Annotated in this window: 15 protein-coding genes and 1 pseudogene; 9 read left to right on the forward strand and 7 right to left on the reverse strand. The window is 70.2% G+C overall.

Annotation, left to right across the window (positions count from 1 at the left end):
- Positions 1 to 5: 5 nt before the first annotated feature.
- From nuoL to nuoN, 3 genes are read left to right on the forward strand one after another with little or no spacing between them, the layout of a single operon-like run.
- Positions 6 to 1,901, forward strand: a complete 1,896-nt coding sequence (nuoL, locus tag ACFVWW_RS32335) for an NADH-quinone oxidoreductase subunit L (protein ID WP_384185823.1) — start codon at positions 6 to 8, stop codon at positions 1,899 to 1,901.
- A 6-nt stretch (positions 1,902 to 1,907) separates the two neighbouring features.
- On the forward strand, positions 1,908 to 3,485 hold the full coding sequence (locus tag ACFVWW_RS32340; protein ID WP_384185820.1) for an NADH-quinone oxidoreductase subunit M: 1,578 nt from the start codon (positions 1,908 to 1,910) through the stop codon (positions 3,483 to 3,485).
- Positions 3,482 to 5,134 carry an NADH-quinone oxidoreductase subunit NuoN gene (gene nuoN / locus ACFVWW_RS32345; protein ID WP_384185817.1) on the forward strand — a complete coding sequence of 551 codons (1,653 nt, stop codon included), beginning with the start codon at positions 3,482 to 3,484 and terminating at the stop codon, positions 5,132 to 5,134. Before ACFVWW_RS32340 ends, nuoN begins: the two co-directional genes overlap by 4 nt.
- 162 nt (positions 5,135 to 5,296) lie before the next feature.
- Here the strand turns inward: nuoN and ACFVWW_RS32350 are convergent, their stop codons facing one another.
- Positions 5,297 to 5,596, reverse strand: a complete 300-nt coding sequence (locus tag ACFVWW_RS32350) for a hypothetical protein (RefSeq protein ID WP_386879226.1) — start codon at positions 5,594 to 5,596, stop codon at positions 5,297 to 5,299.
- On the reverse strand, positions 5,593 to 6,816 hold the full coding sequence (gene fahA / locus ACFVWW_RS32355; protein WP_386879225.1) for a fumarylacetoacetase: 1,224 nt from the start codon (positions 6,814 to 6,816) through the stop codon (positions 5,593 to 5,595). The genes ACFVWW_RS32350 and fahA overlap by 4 nt, the downstream gene beginning before the upstream one ends.
- 400 nt (positions 6,817 to 7,216) lie before the next feature.
- On the opposite strand from fahA, the gene ACFVWW_RS32360 reads away from it, so the two are divergent.
- The 4 genes from ACFVWW_RS32360 (at position 7,217) to ACFVWW_RS32375 (ending at position 11,700) form a co-directional block, all read left to right on the forward strand.
- Complete coding sequence (locus ACFVWW_RS32360; RefSeq protein ID WP_384185808.1) at positions 7,217 to 8,227, forward strand: polyprenyl synthetase family protein; 1,011 nt, start codon at positions 7,217 to 7,219, stop codon at positions 8,225 to 8,227.
- Between the two features lie 215 nt (positions 8,228 to 8,442).
- The gene (locus tag ACFVWW_RS32365) at positions 8,443 to 9,708 is read left to right on the forward strand and encodes an outer membrane lipoprotein carrier protein LolA (protein WP_386879224.1); all 1,266 of its coding nucleotides are present in this window, start codon (positions 8,443 to 8,445) and stop codon (positions 9,706 to 9,708) included.
- 161 nt (positions 9,709 to 9,869) lie between these two features.
- Positions 9,870 to 10,808, forward strand: a complete 939-nt coding sequence (locus tag ACFVWW_RS32370; RefSeq protein ID WP_384185803.1) for an ATP-binding cassette domain-containing protein — start codon at positions 9,870 to 9,872, stop codon at positions 10,806 to 10,808.
- Positions 10,795 to 11,700, forward strand: a complete 906-nt coding sequence (locus ACFVWW_RS32375; protein ID WP_384335148.1) for an ABC transporter permease — start codon at positions 10,795 to 10,797, stop codon at positions 11,698 to 11,700. Before ACFVWW_RS32370 ends, ACFVWW_RS32375 begins: the two co-directional genes overlap by 14 nt.
- Positions 11,701 to 11,791: 91 nt before the next feature.
- Here the strand turns inward: ACFVWW_RS32375 and ACFVWW_RS32380 are convergent, their stop codons facing one another.
- Together ACFVWW_RS32380 and ACFVWW_RS32385 are read right to left on the reverse strand one after the other, a co-directional pair.
- On the reverse strand, positions 11,792 to 13,165 hold the full coding sequence (locus tag ACFVWW_RS32380; protein WP_384337743.1) for a M28 family metallopeptidase: 1,374 nt from the start codon (positions 13,163 to 13,165) through the stop codon (positions 11,792 to 11,794).
- Between the two features lie 372 nt (positions 13,166 to 13,537).
- A complete protein-coding gene (locus ACFVWW_RS32385; RefSeq protein ID WP_384337744.1) occupies positions 13,538 to 13,996 on the reverse strand; it encodes a winged helix-turn-helix transcriptional regulator in 459 nt (152 codons plus the stop codon).
- Positions 13,997 to 14,127: 131 nt separating this feature from the next.
- Between ACFVWW_RS32385 and ACFVWW_RS32390 the strand changes: the two genes are divergently transcribed.
- On the forward strand, positions 14,128 to 15,615 hold the full coding sequence (locus tag ACFVWW_RS32390; protein ID WP_386879223.1) for an MFS transporter: 1,488 nt from the start codon (positions 14,128 to 14,130) through the stop codon (positions 15,613 to 15,615).
- A gap of 38 nt (positions 15,616 to 15,653) precedes the next feature.
- Here ACFVWW_RS32390 and rarD read toward each other — a convergent pair whose 3' ends face one another.
- Complete coding sequence (gene rarD / locus ACFVWW_RS32395; protein WP_386879222.1) at positions 15,654 to 16,676, reverse strand: EamA family transporter RarD; 1,023 nt, start codon at positions 16,674 to 16,676, stop codon at positions 15,654 to 15,656.
- Positions 16,677 to 16,812: 136 nt separating this feature from the next.
- On the reverse strand, positions 16,813 to 17,673 hold the full coding sequence (locus ACFVWW_RS32400; protein WP_386879221.1) for an SDR family oxidoreductase: 861 nt from the start codon (positions 17,671 to 17,673) through the stop codon (positions 16,813 to 16,815).
- Positions 17,674 to 17,774: 101 nt separating this feature from the next.
- Here ACFVWW_RS32400 and ACFVWW_RS32405 point away from each other — a divergent pair, with 101 nt between their 5' ends.
- Positions 17,775 to 18,164: a winged helix-turn-helix transcriptional regulator gene (locus ACFVWW_RS32405; protein WP_386879220.1), complete on the forward strand. Its 390-nt coding sequence runs from the start codon at positions 17,775 to 17,777 to the stop codon at positions 18,162 to 18,164.
- Positions 18,165 to 18,272: 108 nt separating this feature from the next.
- Here the strand turns inward: ACFVWW_RS32405 and ACFVWW_RS32410 are convergent.
- Positions 18,273 to 18,421 (reverse strand): annotated as a pseudogene (locus tag ACFVWW_RS32410) (2-oxoacid:ferredoxin oxidoreductase subunit beta); the annotation flags it as partial.

An 18,421-nucleotide genomic window follows, 5' to 3' on the forward strand; every position in this document is an offset into this window, starting at 1 on the left:
GAATCGTGGAGAACTTGATTGCGCTGCTCGTCGCGGCGCCCCTACTGGGAGCTGGAGTCCTGCTGTGCGGCGGCCGCCGGCTCGACCGCACGGGCCACTGGCTCGGCACACTGCTCGCCGCCGCGTCCTTCGTGATCGCGGTGGTGCTGTTCAGCGACATGCTCGGCAGGACCGGTGAAGACCGCTCCCTGCACCAGCATCTGTTCAGCTGGATTCCCGTCGAGAGCTTCCAGGCGGACGTCGCCTTCCAGCTCGACCAGCTGTCGATGACCTTCGTCCTGCTGATCACCGGTGTGGGCACCCTGATCCACATCTACTCGATCGGGTACATGGAGCACGACGAGCGGCGCCGCCGCTTCTTCGGCTATCTGAACCTGTTCCTGGCGGCGATGCTGCTGCTGGTCCTGGCCGACAACTACCTGCTGCTGTACGTGGGCTGGGAAGGCGTCGGTCTCGCCTCGTTCCTGCTCATCGGGTTCTGGCAGCACAAGCCCAGCGCGGCCACGGCCGCCAAGAAGGCCTTCCTGGTCAACCGCGTCGGCGACATGGGTCTGTCGATCGCGATCATGCTGATGTTCACCACCTTCGGTACCTTCGCCTTCGGGCCGGTGCTGGGGGCCGCGGGGGACGCGACCGAGGGCAAGCTGACGGCGATCGGCCTGATGCTGCTGCTGGCCGCCTGCGGCAAGTCGGCCCAGGTGCCGCTGCAGTCCTGGCTCGGTGACGCGATGGAGGGCCCGACCCCGGTCTCGGCCCTGATCCACGCGGCGACGATGGTGACCGCGGGCGTGTATCTGATCACCCGCTCCGGCGTGATCTTCAACGCCGCCCCGGACGCCCAGCTGGCGGTCGTGGTGGTCGGCGCGGTCACGCTCCTCTTCGGTGCGATCGTCGGTTGCGCGAAGGACGACATCAAGAAGGCCCTCGCGGGTTCGACGATGTCGCAGATCGGCTACATGATCCTGGCGGCGGGCCTCGGCCCGATCGGCTATGTCTTCGCGATCATGCACCTGGTGACGCACGGCTTCTTCAAGGCCGGTCTCTTCCTCGGCGCCGGTTCGGTCATGCACGGCATGAACGACGAGGTCGACATGCGGAAGTACGGCGGCCTGCGGACGTACATGCCGGTCACCTTCGTCACCTTCGGCCTCGGCTATCTGGCGATCATCGGCTTCCCCGGCCTGTCCGGCTTCTTCTCCAAGGACCTGATCATCGAGGCGGCCTTCGCCAAGGGCGGTACGCAGGGCTGGATCCTCGGCTCCGTCACCCTGCTGGGCGCCGCGATCACCGCGTTCTACATGACCCGCGTGATGCTGATGACGTTCTTCGGCGAGAAGCGCTGGCAGCCCGACGAGAAGGGGAACGCGCCGCATCCGCACGAGTCCCCGCGGTCCATGACGATCCCCATGATCATCCTGGCGTTCGGCTCGGTCTTCGCCGGCGGGTTCTTCTCCATCGGCGACCGCTTCCTGCACTGGCTGGAGCCCGTCACCGGACACCAGCACGGCAACCCGCCGATCAGCGCGGGCACCGTCACCGCGGCCACCATGGTCGTCCTGGTGATCGGTGTCGCCATCGCCTGGGTGATGTACGGACGCAAGCCGGTCCCGGTGACCGCCCCGCGCGGCTCGCTGCTCACCCGCGCCGCCCGCCGCGATCTTCTCCAGGACGACTTCAACCATGTGGTCCTGGTCCGCGGCGGCGAGCACCTCACCCGCTCGCTCGTCTATGTCGACCACACCCTGGTCGACGGAGTGGTCAACGGCACCGCGGCGTCGTTCGGCGGGCTCTCGGGCCGGCTGCGCAAGCTGCAGAACGGCTACGCCCGCACCTATGCGGTCTCGATGTTCGGAGGTACGGCAGTGCTCATCGCCGCGACCCTGTTGATGAGGGCGGTGTAGACGGATATGTCGTTCCCTCTTCTGACGGCGACGGCGGTGCTTCCCGCGGTCGGCGCGATCGTCACGGCGGCCGTCCCGGCCGCCCGGCGCACCGCCGCCAAGTGGCTGGCGCTGCTCTTCTCGCTCGCCACGCTCGTGCTGGCCGCCCTCGTGCTGGTCCGCTTCGAGCCCGGCGGCGCCCGCTACCAGCTCACCGAATCGCACGCCTGGATCGCGGACTTCGGCGTGCGGTACGAACTGGGCGTGGACGGTATCGGGGTGGCGCTGCTGGCGCTGACCGCGCTGCTGATCCCGTTCGTGATCCTGGCCGGCTGGCATGACGCCGACCCGATGGAGGACGCGAACCCGAACCGCCGCTGGCGGCCGACCCAGGGCTTCTTCGCGCTGATCCTGATGGTCGAGGCGATGGTGATCCTCTCCTTCGAGGCCACCGACGTCTTCCTCTTCTACATCCTCTTCGAAGCCATGCTCATCCCGATGTACTTCCTCATCGGCGGCTTCGGCGACCGCGCCCACGCGGGCGGGGACGAGGCGGCGGCCAAGCAGCGTACGTACGCGGCCGTGAAGTTCCTCCTCTACAACCTGGTCGGCGGCCTGATCATGCTGGCCGCGGTCATCGGCCTCCATGTCGTCACGGGTACGTTCTCGCTCACCGAGATCGCCGCGGCGCGGGCGGACGGCACGCTGACCATGGCGACCGGCACCGAGCGGTGGCTCTTCCTCGGCTTCTTCTTCGCGTTCGCCGTGAAGGCGCCGCTGTGGCCGCTGCACACCTGGCTCCCCAACGCCATGGGGGAGGCCACCGCGCCCGTCGCCGTACTGATCACCGCGGTGGTCGACAAGGTCGGCACGTTCGCGATGCTGCGCTTCTGTCTCCAGCTGTTCCCCGAGGCGTCCAAGTGGGCCACGCCGGTGATCCTGGTGCTGGCCTTGATCAGCATCATCTACGGAGCGCTGCTCGCGGTCGGCCAGCGCGACATCAAGCGCCTGATCGCGTACGCGTCGATCTCGCACTTCGGCTTCATCATCATGGGCATCTTCGCGATGACCAGCCAGGGCCAGTCGGGCGCCACGCTCTACATGGTCAACCACGGGATCTCGACGGCCGCGCTCATGCTGGTGGCCGGCTTCCTGATCACCCGGCGCGGCTCGCGGCTCATCGCGGACTACGGCGGGGTGCAGAAGGTCGCGCCGGTCCTCGCGGGTACGTTCCTGATCGGCGGTCTCGCCACGCTCTCGCTGCCGGGGCTCTCCCCGTTCGTGAGTGAATTCCTGGTCCTGGTCGGCACGTTCAGCAGGTATCCGGTGGTCGGCATCATCGCCACCCTCGGCATCGTGCTCGCCGCGCTGTACGTGCTCGTGCTCTACCAGCGCACGATGACCGGCCCGGTGAAGGCCGAGGTCCGGAACATGCCGGATCTGCGGGTCCGGGAGCTGGTGGTCGTCACCCCGCTGATCGCGCTCCTCCTCTTCCTGGGCGTCTATCCGAAGCCGCTGACCGAGATCGTCAACCCGGCGGTGCAGCACACGATGTCCGACGTACAGCAGACCGATCCCAAGCCCGAGGTGGAGGCCGCCCCGTGAGTGCGACAGCTGTCCACAGCCTGTGGACAACGACGGCGGCCGACGGGATCGACAAGATCCCGGCCCCGAATATCGAGTACGCCCAGCTGGCCCCCATGCTGATCGTGGTGGGCGCCGCGGTCCTGGGGATCCTGGTCGAGGCGTTCGTCCCCCGCAAGGGGCGGTACCACGCGCAGCTCTTCCTCTCCGTGGTCGCCCTGGCCGCCGCCTTCGCGGCGGTGATCGCGCTCGCGGCCGGCGGATACGGCACGACCAAGGCGCATATCGCGGCCATGGGCGCCATCGCCATCGACGGCCCGACCCTCTTCCTGCAGGGCACGATCCTGCTGGCCTCGGTCGTCGCGGTGTTCACCTTCGCCGAGCGCCGGCTCGACCCGGAGACCCACGGCAACCGTACGGACTCCTTCGTCGCGGAGGCCGCGGCCGTGCCGGGCAGTGACAGCGAGAAGGCCGCGGTCAAGGCCGGGTTCACCACGACCGAGGTGTTCCCGCTGGCGCTGTTCGCCATCGCGGGCATGCTGGCCTTCCCGGCGGCCAACGATCTGCTGACGCTCTTCATCGCGCTGGAAGTCTTCTCGCTCCCGCTCTACCTCCTCTGCGCCCTCGCCCGCCGCAAGCGGCTGATGTCGCAGGAGGCCGCGGTGAAGTACTTCCTGCTGGGCTCCTTCTCGTCGGCGTTCCTGCTCTTCGGGATCGCCCTGATGTACGGGTACGCGGGCTCCGTCTCGTACGCGCGCATCGCGGAGGTGGTCGACGGCACCGTCCAGAACGTCAGTCCGGCGCTCGCCGACACCATGGGGAACGACGCGCTGCTGCTGATCGGCGGCGCGATGATCCTGATGGGGCTGCTCTTCAAGGTCGGCGCCGTGCCGTTCCACATGTGGACGCCGGACGTCTACCAGGGCGCTCCCACCCCGGTCACCGGCTTCATGGCCGCGGCGACCAAGGTGGCCGCCTTCGGCGCGCTGCTGCGGCTGCTGTACGTCGTCCTGCCGGGCCTGCGCTGGGACTGGCGGCCGGTGATGTGGGCCATCGCCATCATCACCATGCTGGGCGGCGCGATCGTCGCCATCACCCAGACGGACATAAAGCGCCTCCTGGCGTACTCGTCGATCGCGCACGCGGGCTTCATCCTGGCCGGTGTGATCGCCGCGACGCCCGACGGTGTCTCGTCCGTCCTCTTCTACCTGGCGGCGTACTCCTTCGTCACGATCGGCGCGTTCGCGGTCGTCACGCTGGTGCGCGACGCGGGCGGCGAGGCGACGCATCTGTCCAAGTGGGCGGGGCTCGGCCGGCGTTCGCCGCTGGTGGCCGCGGTCTTCGCGGTCTTCCTGCTCGCTTTCGCCGGTATCCCGCTGACCTCCGGCTTCTCCGGAAAGTTCGCGGTCTTCAAGGCGGCGGCGGAGGGCGGCGCGGGAGCGCTGGTCGTGGTCGGTGTGATCGCCTCGGCCATCGCGGCGTTCTTCTACATCCGGGTCATCGTGCTGATGTTCTTCAGCGAGCCGAAGGCAGACGGCCCGACGGTCGCGGTGCCGTCACCGCTGACGATGACGGCGATCGGCGTGGGCGTCGTGGTCACCCTGGTCCTGGGCGTGGCCCCGCAGTACTTCCTGGACCTGGCGAACCAGGCGGGCGTCTTCGTCCGCTAGCCACCCGTTCCACCCGCCAGAGGCCCGACACCGTTCCAGGTGCCGGGCCTCTGCCATTCCCCCGCCCGCCCGCCCGCCCGACACGAGCGGCCGGTCACCGCCGGATGGGGGATCAAGGTCCTGCGGACGTGTGAAGGCGTGGCGGGACGTTGACGGGACGGGTTACTTCGGGGGTGGCGCCGGGGGGCTGGCGGCCAGGTCGCGGGCGGCGTCGGTGCAGCCGTCCATCCAGATCGGGCTGGTCTTCACGCCGTCTGTTTCCGCGTGCTCGCCACACTCGGACTCTGCGACGCCGCGGTCGATGTCGGTGCCGCTGAGGTGTTTGGCCGGGCCCTCGTCCCGGCCGAAGAGGTAGCCGTCCTCGTAGATTTCGGCCGGGCTCCGCTCCTCACTCTCGGCGCAGGCGCCGAGAGTGAGGAGCGGGACGAGTATGAGGAGGGCGGCGCCCCGGCGGCGGTTCATCGGGGCGCGATCCGGCCCGTCACCTCACCCAGACCGACCCGGGTGCCGTCGGGGCCCGGGGCCCAGGCCGTCAGGGTGACCTCGTCGCCGTCCTCCAGGAACGTCCGCTTGCCGTCGGGGAGTTCGATGGGCTCGGTGCCGTTCCAGGTGAGTTCGAGGAGGGAGCCGCGCTCCTCGCGGGTGGCGCCGCTGACCGTGCCGGAGGCGAAGAGGTCTCCCGTACGGAGCGAGGCGCCGTTGACCGTCATATGGGTCAGCTGCTGGGCCGCCGTCCAGTACATGGTGGAGAAGGGCGGCTCGGAGATCACCTGGCCGTTGAGGGAGACGGAGATCCGCAGATCGAAGCCGCCCGGCTCCTCGTCGTCCGCGTCGTCCAGATAGGGGAGCAACTCGGCGGTACGGGCCGGCGGCGTCACCCGGGCCGCGTCCAGGGCCTCCAGCGGGGTCACCCACGCGGAGACGGAGGTGGCGAAGGACTTCCCGAGGAACGGGCCGAGCGGCACGTACTCCCAGGCCTGGATGTCACGCGCCGACCAGTCGTTGAGCAGGGAGAGCCCGAAGACATGGTCGCGGAAGGAGGCCAGCTCCACCGGAGCGCCCTGCCGGGACGGCGTACCGACGACGAAGGCGACCTCCGCCTCGATGTCGAGCTTCACCGAGGGCCCGAAGACCGGCGCCGGGTCGGACGGGGCCTTGCGCTGGCCCGAGGGGCGCGTCACGTCCGTACCGGAGACGACGATCGTGCCGGCCCTGCCGTGGTAACCGATCGGCAGGTGCTTCCAGTTGGGGGTCAGCGCGTCCCCGTCCGGGCGGAAGATCCGGCCCACATTGGTGGCGTGGTGCTCGCTCGCGTAGAAGTCGACATAGTCCGCGACCTCGTACGGAAGATGCAGCGTGACCGAGCGCAGCGGGTGGAGGAGCGGCTCGATCTCGGCGCGGTGCGCGGGGACGGTGACCCATGCGGTGAGGGCGCGGCGTACATCGCGCCAGGCCGTGCGACCCGCCGCCATCAGGGGGTTGAGGCTCGGCCGGTCCAGCAGCGCCGCGTACGGGGAGCCCAGGGCGTGCGCCGCCGCTCCCGCGTCGAGCACCTGATCGCCGATACGGACCCCGAGCCGGCGACGGTCCGGCTCGTCGGCGGTGGAGAAGACTCCGTACGGCAGGTTGTGCGGACCGAAGGGATCGCCCTCGGCCGGTTCGAGCGGGCTCTGCTCGGACATTGGTGCTGCCTCGCTTTCCGGATCGATGCAGGACACGTTACGTCGCTGTTGCCCAGCCGCGTCAGTGGTGAAAAGCCCGCTTCGACCGAAAAGGGCTGGGTGTGCCGGGGAGTTCGGGAATCGTACCGGCGGTAGCCCCACCAGCCCCCGCGTCGCGCCGCGCCGGACCCGCCCTCGGCACCCATGGACTCCTTGGCGGCCGTACGCCCTGCGTTCGGGTCCGCGTCGGCCGCTGTTTCGGACAGAAGTTCCACTCTTGGCCGTATGTGCGACCCCGAACATACCGGCGGTGCCGGGAAGGCGCCCATGGTGATCGAAACGCGACCGGATACGCTGACTTGAGTGAGGGCAGCGACACATCGACAATGCGTGTGAGCGTCAGCAGACAGGAGTACCTCTCGTGACCGTCGTCGGGCCGTTCGGGCTGAGCGTGCGGGACCAGGCTCTTGAGGCCGATGTCCAGACCGGGTTGGCGGCTGTCGAGGCGGGTCTGCTCGACGCCACCAAGAGCGAGGTCCCCTTCATCACGGAGGCCGCTCAGCATCTGGTGCGGGCCGGCGGCAAGCGGTTCAGGCCGCTGCTGGTGATGCTCGCGTCGCAGTTCGGTGATCCGTACGCGCCCGGTGTCGTCCCGTCGGCCGTGGTCGTCGAGCTGACGCATCTGGCGACGCTGTACCACGACGACGTGATGGACGTGGCGGAGGTCCGCCGCGGGGTGGACAGCGCCAACGCCCGCTGGGGCAACTCGGTCGCCGTCCTCACCGGTGACTTCCTCTTCGCCCGCGCCTCGCACATCCTGGCCGACCTGGGCCCCGAGGCCGTCCGTGTCCAGGCGGAAGCCTTCGAACGGCTGGTCACGGGCCAGATCCTGGAGACGGCGGGACCGCGCGACGGACGCGACCCGGTCGACCACTACCTCGATGTCATCGGCGGCAAGACGGGCTCGCTGATCGCCGTCTCCGGACGCTTCGGCGCGATGATGTCGGGCGCGGACGACTCCGTCGTCGACATCCTCACCCAGTACGGAGAGCGGCTCGGCGTCGCCTTCCAGCTCGCCGACGACGTCCTCGACATCGCCAGCGACTCCCACGAGTCGGGCAAGACCCCCGGCACGGATCTGCGCGAGGGCATCCCGACGCTGCCGGTGCTGCTGCTGCGCGCGCAGGCCGAGGCGCACGGCAGGCAGGACGACCTGGAGCTGGTCGAGCTGCTGGACGGCGATCTGACGGACGACGCCCGGCACGCGCGGGCGCTGCGTCTGCTGCGCGCGCACCCGGCCCTGGAGCAGGCGCGGCGCGACACCGTGCACTACGCGGAGGCGGCGCGGGCCACGCTGACGCCGCTGCCCGAGTGCTACGCGAAGTCCGCGCTGGTCGAGCTGTGCGACGCGGTGGTCCACCGCGCCGGCTGACGGTCCCCCACGCGTCCCCTACTGGATGGGGGAGGCATCTCGTCCGTATGTCATCCCAGAGCAGTACGGGAAGTTGCTTCCGCGGTCTGACGCTTACGCCAGTTCGATTTGGTCAGATGGACAACACCACTCCTGACCAATTCGGGTGAGAATGGCGGCGAGGGGTGGACGAGTGCAACGGACGGAAGGCCGCCGACCACGGAGGTAGGGCACACATGGCACCGAACGACAGCGCACAGATCACCGAGGAGGACGGGGAGGCCCGCGCGGGGCGTCGTCGCGTCACGCGTTACGCGGTCCCGGTCGCGGTGGCGGGGGTGGCTGCGGCGACCATCGGACTCGTCCCGGCACTCGCCGCGTCGGGTGATCCCGATCTGCCGAAGATCAGCGCGCAGCAGCTCATCGAGAAGATCGCCGCGTCGGACACCGAGCGGCTCTCGGGCTCGGTGAAGATCACCACGGACCTGGGCATCCCGTCGCTGGGCGGCCTCACCGGCGCGATGGGCAGCTCGCTCGCCCCGCAGGGCGCCGAGGACGGCAAGGGAGGTTCCACGGCGGACCCGACCACGAAGCTGATGGAGCTCGGCGCCGGCACCCACACGCTGCGGGTCGCGGCGGACGGCCCCGACAAGCAGCGCGTGTCGATCATGAACGACGCTGCCGAGTACAGCCTGATCCACAACGCCGGCGAGGTCTGGGCGTACGACAGCGCCTCCAACGAGGCCTACCACGCCGCCTCTCCGAAGGGCGCGGACGGCTCGCACCAGGGCAAGGAGCGGCCGGCCGGGAAGGGCGTCCCCGCCACGCCCAAGGAGTTCGCCGAGCAGGCACTGAAGGCCGCGGGCGACACGACCTCGGTGAGCGTCGACGGCACGGCGCGGATCGCCGGGCGCGACGCGTACCAGCTGCTCATCAAGCCCAAGCAGGCCGCAGGCTCCACGGTCGGCTCGATCACCGTCGCGGTCGACGCGAAGACCGGTACCCCGCTCAAGTTCACGCTCATGCCGACCAGTGGCGGCAAGGCCGTGGTCGACGTGGGCTTCACCAAGGTCGACTTCGCCAGGCCGGCCGCGTCGACGTTCGACTTCACGCCGCCCAAGGGCGCGAAGGTGACGCAGGCCGACGAGGACACGGCGCGGGAGTCCGCCAAGGGCGGCGAGGGCGCCAAGGACCTCAAGGACCTGAAGGAGCTCAAGGACCGCAACGAACTCAACCAGCCGAAGGTCATCGGCGAGGGCTGGAACGCGGTCTATGTGCTGGGATCCTCGGACGGCGCGTCCGCGCCGTCGACGTCGGACGAGATGCCGCAGGACGCCCAGAAGTTCATGGACGCGCTGGGCGACAAGGTCACCGGGAAGTTCGGCTCGGGCACGGTCTTCCAGACCCGCCTGGTCAACGCCCTGATGACGGACGACGGCAGGGTCTATGTCGGCGCCGTGACGAAGGACGCTCTGGTCAAGGCCGCCAACCAGGCCAAGTAAGGCAGCAACGCCCGCCCCGTCGTACGCTCCGTACGGCGGGGCGGAATGCTGACCGGGGCCGGTCGGCTTCCTGCCGGGCACCGCCGACCGCAAGGCAGCAGGACCGCAAGCCAGCAGGACCGCAGGACCGCATACCGCCCACGAGCGAAGGGAGGAGCGAGATGACAGCCGTCATCGAGACACGCGGGCTCACCAAGCGCTTCCGCGGCGGACAGCTCGCCGTCGACCGCCTCGACCTGGCCGTACCCGAAGGCAGCGTGTTCGGCTTCCTCGGACCCAACGGGTCGGGCAAGACCACCACCATCCGGATGCTGATGGGCCTGATCGACCCGACCGCAGGCTCGGCCACCCTCCTCGGACGGCCCATGCCGCGCGCGGCCCGTGCCGTGCTCCCGGAGGTGGGCACCCTGATCGAAGGTCCCGCGCTGTACGGGTACTTGACCGGCCGGGACAATCTCGTACGGTACGACTCCGCCGACCCGACGGCCGATCCCCGCACCCGCCGCACCCGGGTGGCGGAGGCGCTGGACCGGGTCGGGCTGACCGCCGCCGGGGGCAAGCGGGCGAAGGCGTACTCGCTCGGGATGAAGCAGCGGCTCGGACTCGCGGCCGCGCTGCTCCAGCCGCGCCGGCTGCTGGTGCTGGACGAGCCGACGAACGGTCTCGACCCGCAGGGCATGCGCGAGATCAGGACCCTGGTGCGGGAGCTGGCGGCGGACGGCACGACCGTCTTTCTCTCCTCCCATCTCCTCGACGAGATCGAGCAGGTGTGCACGCATGCCGCCGTGATGGCCCAGGGACGGCTGATCACCCAGGGATCGGTCGCCGATCTGGCGGCCGGAGCCCGGGGGAGACTGGCGGTCACGACTCCCGACCCGGGCGAGGCCGCGCGGGTACTGAAGAAACTGGGCGTCACCGAGGTGACCGTCGCCGAGGACCGGGTGAGCGGTGAGCCGCCCGCCGGCGAGGTGGAGCTCGCGGACCTCAACGCCGCGCTCGTACAGGCAGGCGTGCGGGTACGGTCCTTCGGCATCGAGCGTGCCTCGCTGGAGGACGCCTTCGTCGCGCTGACCGGGGAGGGCTTCGATGTCGCAGGCTGAGGTACTGGACGCGACAGGGACGCCGCCGGAGCGGCCCGGGGCGCGGGAGACGCGCCTGTGGTGGACGCTCGGACTGTTCCGCTCCGAGCTGACGATCACCTTCCGGCGCGGGCGCACGCTGGCCCTGCTGGGTGTGCTCGCCGCCGTACCCGTCCTCATCGGGATCGCCGTGAAGATCGAGACGAGCGACGGCGGTGGGGTCGGCCGCCCGGGCGGCGGTGGCCCCGCCTTCCTCACCCAGATCACCAACAACGGACTGTTCCTGGTCTTCGCCGCGCTCGCCGCCACGCTCCCCGTCTTCCTCCCGATGGCCGTCGGGGTCATCGCGGGGGACTCGGTGGCCGGCGAGGCGGGCGGCGGGACGCTGCGCTATCTGCTGGTGGCCCCCGCCGGGCGAACCCGGCTGCTGCTCGCCAAGTACGCCTCCACGCTGGCCTTCTGCCTGGCCGCGACGCTGGCCGTGGCGGCCTCGGCGCTCGCCGTCGGCGCGCTGCTCTTCCCGCTGGGTGAGGTCACCACGATCTCCGGCACCCGGATCTCCTTCGGGGAGGGGCTGGTGCGGGCCGTGCTGATCGCGCTGGTCGTCGCCGCCTCGCTGATCGGGCTCGCGGCGCTCGGCCTGTTCATCTCCACCCTGACCAACAGCGGCATCGCGGCGATGGCGGCGACGGTCGGGCTGCTGATCACGGTGCAGATCCTGGACACGATCCCGCAGCTGCACGCGATCCAGCCGTACCTCTTCACGCACTACTGGATGTCGTTCGCCGATCTGCTGCGCGAGCCGGTCTACTGGGACGACGTGGTCAAGAACCTGGGGCTGCAGGCGCTGTACGCCGCGGTGTTCGGCTCGGCGGCCTGGGCGCGCTTCACGGCGAAGGACATCACGGCCTGAGCCGGGGTGGCCGCCGGTCGGCCGGCGGCCACCGGGTGACCGGCGGCCCGGGGATCCGGGGATCCGGGCCACCGGCCTGAGCGGGTCGGTCTCAGAAGGTGAGCCGCCAGCTGTCGATGTAGCCCGTGTCCTGGGCACCGACGTCCTGGACCCGCAGCTTCCAGGCGCCGTTCGCGACCTCGCTCGACGCGTTCACCGTGTAGGTGGCGATCACATTGTCCGCGGAGTCGCCGCTGCTCGAGTTCTTCAGCCGGTAGGCCGTCCCGTCCGGGGCGACCAGGTCGACGACCAGGTCACCGCGCCAGGTGTGCTTGATGTCCACGCCCACCTTGAGCGCGGTGGGGGCGTTGCCCGTACGGCCCGAGACGGTGAGCGACGACGTGACGGCGGCGCCGTTGTCCGGGATGGAGACATCCGTGAGCGTCTCGAAGACCTCACCCGAGGGGATGGTGGAGCCGGCCGAGAGCGTCCAGACCGCGTAGGCGACGGCGTCACTGTTGCGGTCGAGCGCCGTGTCGTTGATGTTCGTCAGGGAGTCGCAGGAGGAGTGGTAGCAGCGGTCGAAGGCCTGCCCCGAGGTGCCGCCCCACTTCTGGGCCTGCGCCGCGGTCTTGATGTAGTCGGCGCCGCTGAACAGCCCGCCGACCGGGATGCCGACGTTCTTGAACGGGGCGTGGTCGGAGCGGCCGTCGCCCTCGGTCTCGATCTCCGTCGAGATACCGAGGCCGGCGTAGTAGTCCTTGAAGGTCTGCTCGATCGTCGGGTCGTCGTCGTAGACGAAGTAACCGGCGTTCGGGGAGCCGATCATGTCGAAGTTCAGATAGCCGCTGACCTTGGACCGCTCGGCGCTCGGCAGGTTGTTGACGTAGTACTTCGAGCCGATCAGGCCCAGCTCCTCGGCGCCCCACCAGGCGAACCGCAGATGCTTCGTCGGCTGGAGCTGCGCCCGGGAGACGGCGAGCGCGGTTTCGAGGACGGCGGAGGAGCCCGAGCCGTTGTCGTTCATGCCGGCGCCCGAGGTGACCGAGTCGAGGTGGGCGCCGGACATGAGCACCTGGTTCGGGTCGCCGCCGGGCCAGTCGGCTATCAGGTTGTAGCCGGTGGCGCCGCTGGAGGTGAACTGCTGCACGGTGGTGGTGAATCCGGCCGCGTCCAGCTTGCCCTTCACGTAGTTGACGGACGCCAGGTAGCCGGCGCGGCCGTGGGCGCGGTTGCCGCCGTTGGCGGCGGCGATCGACGACAGCTGGGTCAGATGCGCCTTGACGTTGGCGAGCGGGATGTCAGGGGCCGCGAGGGCGGCCGCTTCGAGGGCGGGGGCCGGTGCGGATCGCACGGGTCTCTGAGAGGTCACGGGGGCCGCTGTGGCGGCCGGCGCGGCGGCGGCGAGCAGCCCGGCGAGGGCGAGCGCGGCGACCGCGGCCGTGCGCGTGGGTATGTGGCGCACTCCGGGGACGGTGATTTTCATGTGGGGGCTCCGGATTCCGAACGGGGACGGGACGGAACGTGCGAGCGCCCCACGGCGACGGTGGCGTGGGGCGTTGGAGCTGGTGGAGCTTCGGCGCTTGTGGTGCGCTGTGCGTGCTGAATGGTCAGTGAGAGATCGAGTCACCGTCAAGGGCGGGATCCGGACAGGGGTGTTCGTTGAACGGACGCCGGACGCCCCCGGTCCGTCCCCTGACGGTCTTCGCCTCCGGTACGCGCCGGAACGGAATCCGGCGGCTGAGCCCGATGCCGCTCTCCTCCTGACAGGGATCGTCCGAATGGCGGACACCGATCAGATCGAGCCACGCGTGTCGGCCATGCGATTGCACGGGTGTCCGTATGGAGCGGCTGCCGATCAGAGTGCGCTCGTCCCTGTCGTGGCCGCCGTACGCGCGTCGTACGCGGCCCGCGCCGCCGCGATCTCCGACTGGTGCTCCTCCGTCCAGGTCACCAGCGCGCGGATCGTGGTGTGCAGCGTGCGGCCGAGCGGCGTGAGCTCGTACTCCACGCGCGGCGGCACGACCGGATACACCGTCCGCTCGACCAGACCGTCCCGCTCCAGCTGCCGCACCGTCACCGTCAGCATCCGCTGACTGATGCCGTCGATCTCCCGGCGCAGCTCGGTGAAGCGGAGCTTACGGAGTTCGAGCAGGGCGATGACCAGCAGCGACCACTTGTCGGCGACCCGGTCCAGGATCTGCCGTACCTCGCAGTCCTCCCGGGTGTCCCACTGGAAGGGGTCGGTGTCCCCGTAGCCGTCGTCGGAGGCGGTATGCGCGCAGTTACTCGGTGACTTCGAAGTGCCTTCTTCCATAACCCGTCATGCTGCCGCAGGCTTCGGGTGGTTACAAGAAGGAACTGGCCATCGGTCAGGTAACCACCTCGCGTAACCGCCTCCCTTTCTGCGGCTTCCTGCTGCTTCCGTAGCTCCCCGAGGAGTCACCCATGTCATCCGTGTCCGCCGCGCCGGCCATGTCCGCCCGTGCCTGGGGGCTGCTTCTGGTCCTCTGCGGGACGATCTTCCTGGAGGGCATCGACGTCGCCATGCTCGCGGTGGCCGTCCCCTCGATCAGATCCGATCTGGACCTGTCGACCGGCACCGCGGCCTGGGTGATGAGCGCCTACGTCCTCGGCTACGCCGGTTTCACCCTGCTCGGCGGCCGCGCGGCCGATCTGCTCGGCCGGCGGCGGATGTTCCTGGGCTGGCTCACGGTCTTTCTGCTCTTCTCCGGCCTGGGCGGGCTCGCGAACGAGGGCTGGATGCTGATCGTCGCGCGCTTCATCACAGGCGTGTCGGCGGCGTTCATGACCCCCGCCGCGATGTCGATCATCACCACGTCGTACGAGGAGGGGCCGCAGCGCAACAAGGCGCTGCTGGTCTTCGCGGGTACGGCCGCGGCGGGGTTCTCGCTCGGCCTGGTCATCGGCGGTCTGCTGACGCAGCTCGGCTGGCGCTGGGTGTTCTTCGCGCCGGTGCTGCTGGCGGGGGCGATCCTGTTCGCGGCGGTACGGCTGCTGCCGCGTTCCGCCGCCGAACAGCCTCCGGTACGGGGGTCCGGAGGCTTCGATCTGCCGGGTGCGGCCACGGCGGCCGGGGCGATGCTGCTGCTGGCGTACGGGATCGTACGGCTGGAGCACGGCGGTTCCGGCTGGGAGCTGACGGCGGGCGCCTTCGCGGCGGGACTGCTGCTGGTGGGTCTCTTCACGCTGATCGAGCGCCGCTCGGCCGCCCCGCTGGTCCGCCTCGCGATCTTCCGCAAGGCGTCGATGGTCCGTGCCGACCTGGGCGCGCTGCTCTTCGTCGGCTCCTTCTTCGGCTTCCAGTTCGTCGTGACGCTCTACCTCCAGGAGCTGCGCGGCTGGTCCTCCCTGGAGACCGCGCTCGCCCTGGTGATCATCGGCATCGACGCGGTCGTCGCCCCGACACTCACCCCGCGCCTGGTGAACCGCTTCGGCAACGCCCGGGTGATCCTCGGTGGATTCATCCTCGGGATCGTGTCGTACGGACTGTTCCTGCCGGTCGGCATGGACTGGTCGTACGCGGCGATGTTCCCGACCCTGATCCTGACCGGAACCGCCTTCGCGCTGGCGTACGGTCCGCTGACCATCGCGGCGACGGACGGGGTGGCGCCGGCGGAACAGGGTCTGGCGGGCGGACTGCTGCACACCGCCACCCAGTTCGGTTCCGCGGTCGGTATCTCGGCGGTGACAGCGGTCTACGGCATCGCCGTCGCCGGCACGGACGGCTCCCCGGCCGCCACTCTGGACGCGTTCCGTACGGCGCTGATGGTCCCGGTGGCGATGGTGGCCCTGGGCGCCCTGATCACGGCAACGGGTCTGCGCGGACCGGGCGGGAAGTCCGGCTCGTCCACGGTCGCCACCGCCGTCCCGCACGAGACGGCGCACCGGCCCGCGGAGCCCGCGCCTCGGTAGCGGCGGGTCCGGCGGGCATCCGCGGCCGGCGCGTGGCGTCAGGTCGCGGGTTCCCGCGGTCCGGGGGCGGGGGAGGGGGCGGGCGCCGGCTCCGGCTCGGCGGGAGCGGGGGCCGGAGGCGGCACGATCGCGCCCTGCTCCGCCGCCAGCGCCGACAGCCGCAGCGCCTGCGCCCTGTTGCGGCGGGCCGTCCGCAGCGCGTCCCAGGTCAGGATCGTCAGCGCCAGCCAGACCAGCGAGAAGCCCGCCCACCGCTCCGCCGGCATCGCCTCGTGGAAGTACGCGACGCCCAGCACGAATTGGAAGACCGGGGCCAGATACTGCAGCAGCCCCAGCGTCGACAGCGGTACCCGTATCGCCGCCGCGCCGAAGCAGACCAGCGGCACGGCGGTGACCAGGCCCGTCGCGGCGAGCAGGGTCGCGTGCCCCGCGCCCTCCGCGGCGAAGGTCGCCGAGCCGGACGCGCTCAGCCAGACGAGATAGCCGAGCGCCGGCAGGAACAGGACAGCCGTCTCCGCCGCCAGCGACTCCAGACCGCCGATATTGATCTTCTTCTTGACCAGGCCGTAGGTCGCGAACGAGAACGCCAGCGTCAACGAGATCCAGGGCGGCTGCCCGTACCCGATCGCGAGCACCAGCACCGCCGCGAAACCGATGAAGACCGCCGTCCACTGGGCCGGCCGCAGCCGTTCCTTGAGCAGCAGGACGCCCATGGCGATGGTCACCAGCGGGTTGATGAAGTAGCCCAGGGACGCTTCGACGACCCGGCCGGTGTTGACCGCCCAGATGTAGAAGCCCCAGTTGACGGTGATCACGGTGGCGGCCACGGCGATGAGCCCCAGCTTGCGCGGCTGGCGCAGCAGCTCCCCGACCCAGGCCCAGCGGCGCAGCGCGAGCAGCCCGATCGCGACGAACGCCAGCGACCAGACCATCCGGTGGGCGAGGATCTCCATCGCCCCGGCCGGTTTGAGGAGCGGCCAGAAGAGCGGGACCAGTCCCCACATCCCGTAGGCGCCGATCCCGTACAGCAGACCTGCTCGCTGCTCGCTGTCCGCCTTCACTTGCCCTCCCACCACACGCCCGCCGCCCCCAGACGGCGACTTCCACGAAGGTAGCGCCGCGCGGAACAGAATGTCATGTCCGTATCGTCATACGGTCATGACGCAGGGGCGGCCGGGCGGGGCAGGGCGCGTGCGGTCAGGCCTTGAGCGCCTCGGCGACCGAGTCGGCGAGCGGAGTGGTCGGGCGGCCGGTCAGCCGGGCCAGATCACCCGTCGTACGGGCGAGCAGCCCCCGCTCGATCGCGTGGTCGACATCGACGAGCACCTCGGCCAGCGACTCCGGCAGCCCCGCGCCGGTGAGGATTTCGAGCCGCGCCGCGGGCGGGACCTCGCGGTAGGCGATGGTCCCGCCGGTCTGCCGCGTCAGCTCCGCCGCGTACTCGGCGAAGGACCACGCCGTGTCGCCGCTCAGCTCGTACGCCTTCCCCAGGTGCCCCTCACCGGTGAGTACGGCGGCCGCCGCGGCCGCGTAGTCCGCGCGGGAGGCCGAGGCGACGCGGCCCTCGCCCGCGTTGGCGACGACGGCGCCGTGCTCCAGCACCGGCGCGAGGTTCTCGGTGTAGTTCTCGGTGTACCAGCCGTTGCGCAGGAAGGTGTACGGCAGCCCCGAGCCGAGGATCAGCTGCTCGGTGACCTGGTGCTCGGCCGCCAGCTGGAAGTCGGCCTCGGGTCCGCCCAGCACGCCCGTGTACGCCAGCTGAGCCACCCCGGCCGCCCGCGCGGCCTCGATGACCGCGGTGTGCTGCGGCACGCGCCGGCCGACCTCGCTGCCCGAGACCAGCAGCACCCGGTCGCCTGCCCGGAACGTCCCCGCCAGCGTCTCGGGCCGGTCGTAGTCGGCGAGCCGCAGTTCGATGCCGTGCGCCGCGAGGTCCGCGGCCTTCTCCTTGTCCCGCACGGCGGCGGCGATCCCCTCGGCGGGGACATCCGCGGCCAGCAGGGCGGCGATGACGAGGCGGCCGAGGTGCCCGGTGGCTCCGGTGACGACGATGCTCATGGGGGATTTCTCCAGTTGGTGCGGTTTGGTAGGTCTCTGTCGCTCACCTTATGGTGGGTACTATCCAAGGGAAAGTACCCACTTTGAAGTAAGGTACTGGCATGACCGTAAGCGACAGGCCGTACGTCAACCGGCAGATGTGCCCCTCCCGGCTGGTCCTGGAGCACGTCACCAGCCGCTGGGGCGTGCTCGTGCTCGCCGCCCTGCTGGAGCGCTCGTACCGCTTCAGCGAACTGCGGCGCGAGGTCGGCGGCGTCAGCGAGAAGATGCTCGCCCAGACCCTCCGGACGCTGGAGCGCGACGGCTTCGTCCACCGGGACGCCAAGCCCGTGATCCCGCCGCGCGTGGACTACATGCTGACCGGGCTGGGGCGGGAGGCCGCCGAGCAGGTCTGGGGGCTGGCGCGCTGGTCGGAACGGCGGCTGGACGACGTGTTCACGGCGCGTGCGGCGTACGACGAGGCGCGGGCCGCGGGACACGGCGAAGCCTGACGGAGCCTGACCCGGCGGAGCCTGACACGACGGAACCTGACACGACGAAGCCCGGACCTCCTGGGAGATCCGGGCCCGAGCGCCGTGCGTACCGGCCGACGGCGTGTGTCAGCCGACGACGGTCCAGGTGTCGCCGCCCGCGAGCATCGTGGACAGGTCGCCCTTGCCGTGTTGTTCGACGGCTGCGTCGAGTTGGTCGGACATGAGGGTGTCGTAGACCGGTCGTTGGAAGCTGCGCAGGACGCCGATGGGGGTGT

The sequence above is a fragment of the Streptomyces sp. NPDC058198 genome (assembly GCF_042882605.1).
Classification (GTDB): Bacteria; Actinomycetota; Actinomycetes; order Streptomycetales; family Streptomycetaceae; genus Streptomyces.

Excerpts from the sequence above, each read along its gene's own strand:
- ACFVWW_RS32400 (WP_386879221.1), bottom strand. The coding sequence starts at position 17,673 with ATGAGCATCGTCGTCACCGGAGCCACCGGGCACCTCGGCCGCCTCGTC.
- ACFVWW_RS32375 (WP_384335148.1), top strand. The coding sequence starts at position 10,795 with ATGTCGCAGGCTGAGGTACTGGACGCGACAGGGACGCCGCCGGAGCGG.
- ACFVWW_RS32380 (WP_384337743.1), bottom strand. The coding sequence starts at position 13,165 with ATGAAAATCACCGTCCCCGGAGTGCGCCACATACCCACGCGCACGGCC.
- ACFVWW_RS32350 (WP_386879226.1), bottom strand. The coding sequence starts at position 5,596 with ATGAACCGCCGCCGGGGCGCCGCCCTCCTCATACTCGTCCCGCTCCTC.
- ACFVWW_RS32385 (WP_384337744.1), bottom strand. The coding sequence starts at position 13,996 with ATGGAAGAAGGCACTTCGAAGTCACCGAGTAACTGCGCGCATACCGCC.
- ACFVWW_RS32365 (WP_386879224.1), top strand. The coding sequence starts at position 8,443 with ATGGCACCGAACGACAGCGCACAGATCACCGAGGAGGACGGGGAGGCC.
- ACFVWW_RS32370 (WP_384185803.1), top strand. The coding sequence starts at position 9,870 with ATGACAGCCGTCATCGAGACACGCGGGCTCACCAAGCGCTTCCGCGGC.
- fahA (WP_386879225.1), bottom strand. The coding sequence starts at position 6,816 with ATGTCCGAGCAGAGCCCGCTCGAACCGGCCGAGGGCGATCCCTTCGGT.
- ACFVWW_RS32405 (WP_386879220.1), top strand. The coding sequence starts at position 17,775 with ATGACCGTAAGCGACAGGCCGTACGTCAACCGGCAGATGTGCCCCTCC.
- ACFVWW_RS32390 (WP_386879223.1), top strand. The coding sequence starts at position 14,128 with ATGTCATCCGTGTCCGCCGCGCCGGCCATGTCCGCCCGTGCCTGGGGG.
- ACFVWW_RS32340 (WP_384185820.1), top strand. The coding sequence starts at position 1,908 with ATGTCGTTCCCTCTTCTGACGGCGACGGCGGTGCTTCCCGCGGTCGGC.